We start from the raw sequence: 5,763 nt of genomic DNA on the forward strand, positions 1-5,763 counted from the left end.
GCCATTGAACGCACGCGAGCTTGATCAGCTGACCAGCGACACCGCCGACGAGATGCTGGGTCTCGGGCCAATCGAACCGCTGCTCAAGGACGATTCGATTACCGACATCATGATCAACACCCACAAGCGCGTCTTCATTGAGCGGCGTGGCATGATCGAAGAGACGGCAATCCGTTTCCGCGACGAGGCGCATCTGTTGCGCGTCATCAACAAGATCGTTTCGGCTATCGGCAGGCGTGTCGATGAATCGTCGCCCATGGTCGACGCACGCCTGGAAGACGGTTCGCGCGTCAATATCGCGGTGCGACCGATCTCGGTCGACGGCCCCCTGGTGTCGATCCGCAAGTTCTCCAAGAATCCCTATTCGCTCGAACGTTTGATGGCTTTCAACTCCATTCGTCCGCCGATGATCGAACTGCTGCGGATCGCCGTGCAGGCGCGCAAATCGATCCTGGTTTCGGGCGGCACCGGCAGCGGCAAGACCACCTTGCTCAATGCATTGTCGAGTTACATTCCCTCGAAAGAGCGGCTGATCACCATCGAGGATGCGGCCGAACTGCAATTGCAGCAGCCGCATGTGGGCCGCCTCGAAACGCGCCCGCCCAATGTCGAGGGTAGGGGGGAGGTGCGCCAGCGCGAATTGCTGAAGAACGCGTTGCGCATGCGGCCGGACCGCATCATCGTCGGTGAGGTGCGCGGCGAGGAAGCCTTCGACATGCTGCAGGCGATGAACACCGGCCACGAAGGCTCGATGACGACAATCCATGCCAACACGCCGCGCGATGCGATCTCGCGGCTGGAGCAGATGGTCGGCATGGCCGGCATGCCGATGACGCATGAGTCAATCCGGGCGCAGATCGCGTCCGCCATCGACATCATCGTGCAGACACAGCGTCTTTCGGATGGAGGCCGGCGTGTCACCTCCATATCGGAACTGACCGGCATGGAAGGCAATGTCGTGCAGCTCCAGGAAATCTACCATTTCGTCCGCCGTGAGGTCACAGCCGAGGGCAAGGTCATCGGCGACTTTCGCGCGACCGGTGTCCGTCCGCGCTTCGCTCCGGAGGCCGCGACGCTTGGCCATTATTTTGCCAAGGACGCCTTCAACCCGCAGGTTGCCCTCTGATGCTGACGGGTCAAGCTCTGCTCTACTTCATCTACATGCTGGCGGCAGCCTCGGTCATTCTGGCAGGCGAAGCTCTCTATCTTTCCTTTGCCGGCCGCCGCTCCCGGTCTCTAGCAGTCAATCGCCGGCTGAAGCGGCTCGCTGGCGACGTTCCAGCCGAACAAACGTTGCAAGGGTTGCTGCGAGAACGCGGCCTCACGGACTCCGGCGACTTTCTTTTTGGACTGGTCTGGTTGAACAGGCTCTATACCCAGTCCGGTATCACCGGAAATCCGTTGACCTTCGCCGCGACGTTCTTGCTTGTCGGATTGGCGATGGCGTTGCTGCTGGCGGTCCTCTTCAATTTCTCTGCCTTGGCGTCGCTCATCATTTTTTTGGTCATAGGGTTTATCTTGCCGCTTCTCGTCCTCCGGCGCGCTCGTAACAAGCGAATCCGGAAGTTTGCCAAACAGCTGCCGGATGCGCTCGACATGATCGTTCGTTCGCTGCGCGCCGGACATCCCGCTTCGATCGCGATCGGTCTGGTCGCACGCGAAATGCCGGATCCGTTGGGCACTGAATTCGGCATCGTCTCCGATGAGATCACCTTTGGTCTCAGCATCGAGCAGGCCGTGCGGAAGCTTTCGCAGCGCGTCGGCTTCGAGGGGCTTCAGCTGCTGTCGGTATCGCTGTCGATTCAGGCCAAGACGGGCGGCAATTTGACCGAAATTCTGGCCAATCTTTCCTCCGTTCTGCGTGAACGGCAGAAATTGCGAATGAAAATTAGGGCGCTTTCGGCCGAAGGTCGCGTCTCCGCGTGGATCATCTCCTTGTTTCCTATTGTGATGTTCCTCACGCTTCAAATCCTTGCCCCATCCTATTACGGAGCCGTTTGGAGCAACCCGCTCGTCTTCCCGATATTTATGCTTTTTGGGTTGTGGGCGCTGCTTGGCGACTTCATCATGTACCGGATGGTTACTTTCGATTTCTGACTGGGAGCGACGAAAGAATTGTTTTCGAACATTCAGGATCTGGGTTTCTTGGTGTCTATCGTCGTCTTCGCGGCGGCGGTGTCCCTTTTCCTGTTCGGTGCGTTAGTCTTTCTGCCAGCTCTGCAAACCCGTAAGCTTGTCGCGCAGAGCCTGATGGGTGAAGGAATCGCAGACCGTCGATCCATGCTCGGGCAAGACCAGCTTGCCAAGATTTCGGCGCAACGGCCGGTCGATGCCTACTTCAAGTCGATCGAGAAGGAGCGGGAAGAGCCAAACGCCTTGGAAGCGAAGCTGTTTCGCGCCGGCTTTTATCAATCAAGCGCACCGCTGATTTATACGCTGTGCCGCCTTGTCGCGGTCTGCGTCGGCTTTCTGGCAATGTATGCACTCCTGTCGCGGGCTCTGCCGTCGCACCTGCCGGGTTTCATTACCCTTGCAGGTTCTGCCCTGTTCGGCCTGGCCTGCATCGTGCTTCCCGCCATTCTGCTCGACCGTTTCGAGAACGGCCAGAAACAGATCTATCGCCGAGCTTTCCCCGACTTCATGGACATGATGATCACCTGCGCCGATGCCGGCATGAGCCTGGAGGGGGCAGTCGAACGCGTCAGTCATGAGATGGCTGGCACCCACAAATGGCTGGGAATACAGCTGTCGATCATGAATTTGCAGTTGCGTGCCGGCAAGCCGTTGCGGGAGGCATTGCGCGAACTCGCCGATCGTATCGGGCTTGACGAAGCCAGGGCACTGGCTGTCCTGTTTAGGCAATCGGAAGAACTCGGCACCAGTCTCACCGATGCATTGCGTGTCTATAGCGCCGAGATGCGCGGGCAACGAATTCTGAGTGCAGAGGAACGCGCCAACTCTCTGCCGGTGAAGATGATGATTCCGTTGGGGCTGTGTATCTTCCCTGTGGTTATGATGGTTATCATGCTGCCGGTGATCATCCGCATGAGGGGCATTATCTTCTAGTTGCGTGTATGATCTGATTCTAATATGAGGTCCGAGACCCTTGGGGGAATCTATATGAAGAGGGCTAACGCGGCGGCAGCCTGTCTGTTGATAATGCTTGCCGGCTGCCAGACGGCGGACATAACCGACGGGGTCGTGCGCACCAACGAACCATCGAAAGGCGACGTGACGTCTTTTGGCGACGCTTTCGATGGGCTGAAGACGGTCAGCGATGTCGAATATTACGCCTCGGACCAGGCCGTCGCCGAGGCCAAGAACCAGTTCCGTGCCGAGAATTACGGCAATGCCGGCGCGCTGTTCTTCAAGGCGACGCAACTGGCGCCCAATGATGGCAACGCCTGGATGGGACTTGCCGCCTGCACCGACCGGATCCGCCGCTTCGACCTGTCCGACAAGGCCTATGCCAAGGCGTTCAAGCTGGTCGGCGCGACGCCTGAATATTACAACAATGTCGGCTATTCCTACCTGCTGCGCGGCAAGCTGCAGGATGCGCGCTCGAATTTTCTCAAGGCTTACGAATTGGCGCCCAACGACCCGACCGTCGCCAACAATCTGAAGCTTTTGTCGTCAAGCGTGCAGAACGTCGAGCGCTAGCATGCTGCTCGTCGAAGCGCTGCTGCTGAAGGTGCTCGCCATCCCTCTGCTGGCAAGGATTGGCTGGCTCGACTTCAAGACGCAGAAGATTTCCAATCGCGACGTGCTGCTGCTGCTCTGCCTGGGGGCCGGGGGCTTGCTGCTGCTGTCGCTCCAGTCAGGCTCGTGGTGGGACATGGGGCTGAGCGCTCTCGCCGGACTTCTGCTGTTCGTCGCGCTCTTGCCCTTCTGGGTCTTGCGCAAGATCGGCGCCGGCGATGTCAAGCTGCTGGCAGTCGTGCCATTCCTGATCAGCGGCAGCGCTCTCGCAGTGTTTTCAGTGCTGCTTCTGGTTTTCGCTTTGGCAACCGCGGTCATCGTGAAAAACCCGTTCATGCTGCCCGCGGGTGCTTTTCGGCTTGTCGTCCAGCATCTGGACCGCAAGGGCGTGGTGCCGTTCGGCGTGCCGATCTCGCTGGCCGCGATCTGTACGCTGGCGTTCCTGATCTACAGGAGTTTGACGGTCGCGAGCAGCTCTGGAATCCTCAACCAGCTCAACTGACCCTGTCATCTCACGCGGCTGAATTCGTCGCGCGGGAGATTTGACGGAGCATCAAACGAAAAACCCGCCTGTGCGGCGGGTCACTGGCGCAAATCAGCACCATAGGCAAAAATGTACCATAGCTGAGTGCAGGGAGTCAAGAAAAAATTCCTATCTTGAAGCGCTGCCTGCGCCGCGGCGCTCCGTTCAATCCCGCAGCAGGTCGAACATCAGCTTGAAGAAGCGGTCCGCGTCGACCTCATGGGCGATGCGGGCATTGTCCTTTTCACCGCGCTCGCCCCAGTAATCGGCGATGGTCGCGCCGAAGGCGTAGGTGCCGGACAGATCGACGCCGATATGGGCAGGGCGCGTGCGCACCAATGTCGGATCGATGGCCAGCGCCAGCGCCAAGGGATCGTGCATGGCGCCGCCGACGCCCATCGAGTTGCGGTGCAGCTTCTCGTAGAACAGCAGCCAGTCGTTGACGAGCCGTCCGAGCGGCGTGTCGATGGTCGCGAGCTCGGCATATTGCGGCGCCTCGATCAGCACCTGCATGGTGACGTCGAGGCCCACCATCAGGATCGGCACGCCGCTGTCCAGAACGATCTTCAGCGCCTCGGGGTCGCAGAACGCATTGAACTCGGTCGGCGTGATGATCTCGCTCTTGCGGTAGAACACGCCGCCCATCCAGATCAGCTCCTTGATCTTGGGCAGCACGTCGCGATGCTTGAGGATCATCAGGCCGATATTGCTGAGCGGGCCGGTGGCAACGACCAGGATCGGTTCGGGCGCGGCGCGCAGTCTGTCGGCCAGGAAATCGACGGCGTGCTGGTCAACCGGCTTGATCGTCGCCTGCGGCAGGTAGGGCGAGCCCTCGAGGCCGCTTGGGCCATCGGCGGTGCCGAGCACCAGCGGGCGCGCCAGCGGGCGGTGACAGCCCTGCGCGACAGGCACCTCGCCGGCGCCGATATACTCCAGGATGCGCAAGGCATTGGCGGTCGTCTTCTCGACTTCCGCATTGCCGCAGGTCGTGGTGACGCCGAGTAGTTCGATGGCCGGCGAGCGATGCGCCATGACCAGCGCGATGGCGTCGTCGTGGCCGGGGTCGCAGTCGAACAGGATAGGAGTTGGCTTGGTCATCATGTCGTCTTTCACGCCGCCCGCTCGTAGCGCGCTATGGTTTTCTTGAAGCCGTCGAGGAAACGCCGGCCGTCCAGGCCGGTGCAGATGCGGGTGGTCTTGGGCCCGCCGCCGGGCAGCAATTGCCGGCCGCGATAAGCGACGGTCTGGCCGCGCGCCAGCCTGCCGTCGAGCACGACGTCGGCGAACAGCGGCTCGGTCATCGTCGCCAGGCCGGGATCGAAAGCCAGCGCCACGGTGATCACGTCGTCCATCGGGAACCCGACGAGGTCGAAGAATTCGCGCCAGATGTCGATGTAGATCGGGAAGCTGTCGGCGATCATCTCAAGGACGGGATTGTCCCTCGCGACGGCCTGCATGTCGGCGATGTCGTCGCGCGTCAGCATCGAATCGGCGACGCGGTTGTCCTCGCAGATGTCGAGCGGCACGAGGATCTTCTCGAC

7 protein-coding genes are annotated in these 5,763 nt (G+C 60.4%); 5 read left to right on the forward strand and 2 right to left on the reverse strand.

Annotation, left to right across the window (positions count from 1 at the left end; all coding sequences use genetic code 11):
- The 5 genes from EN939_RS18285 to EN939_RS18305 all read left to right on the forward strand — a co-directional run.
- A partial coding sequence (locus EN939_RS18285) for a CpaF family protein (protein ID WP_164751060.1) occupies positions 1 to 1,126 on the forward strand: 1,126 nt, incomplete at its 5' end.
- A complete protein-coding gene (locus tag EN939_RS18290; protein ID WP_127269129.1) occupies positions 1,126 to 2,097 on the forward strand; it encodes a type II secretion system F family protein in 972 nt (323 codons plus the stop codon). The genes EN939_RS18285 and EN939_RS18290, both read left to right, overlap by 1 nt.
- Before the next feature lie 18 nt (positions 2,098 to 2,115).
- A complete protein-coding gene (locus EN939_RS18295) occupies positions 2,116 to 3,066 on the forward strand; it encodes a type II secretion system F family protein (protein ID WP_127269130.1) in 951 nt (316 codons plus the stop codon).
- Positions 3,067 to 3,120: 54 nt separating this feature from the next.
- Positions 3,121 to 3,660 carry a tetratricopeptide repeat protein gene (locus EN939_RS18300; protein WP_127269131.1) on the forward strand — a complete coding sequence of 180 codons (540 nt, stop codon included), beginning with the start codon at positions 3,121 to 3,123 and terminating at the stop codon, positions 3,658 to 3,660.
- Between the two features lies 1 nt (position 3,661).
- On the forward strand, positions 3,662 to 4,201 hold the full coding sequence (locus tag EN939_RS18305) for a prepilin peptidase (protein ID WP_127269132.1): 540 nt from the start codon (positions 3,662 to 3,664) through the stop codon (positions 4,199 to 4,201).
- Positions 4,202 to 4,387: 186 nt separating this feature from the next.
- Here the strand turns inward: EN939_RS18305 and EN939_RS18310 are convergent, their stop codons facing one another.
- Together EN939_RS18310 and EN939_RS18315 are read right to left on the reverse strand one after the other, a co-directional pair.
- On the reverse strand, positions 4,388 to 5,323 hold the full coding sequence (locus EN939_RS18310) for a nucleoside hydrolase (RefSeq protein WP_127269133.1): 936 nt from the start codon (positions 5,321 to 5,323) through the stop codon (positions 4,388 to 4,390).
- Positions 5,324 to 5,331: 8 nt separating this feature from the next.
- Positions 5,332 to 5,763 (reverse strand): nucleoside hydrolase (locus tag EN939_RS18315; protein ID WP_164751061.1); only part of this gene is annotated, 432 nt, incomplete at its 5' end.

The sequence above is a fragment of the Mesorhizobium sp. M7A.F.Ca.CA.002.05.1.1 genome (genome assembly GCF_003998335.1).
Lineage (GTDB): Bacteria > Pseudomonadota > Alphaproteobacteria > Rhizobiales > Rhizobiaceae > Mesorhizobium.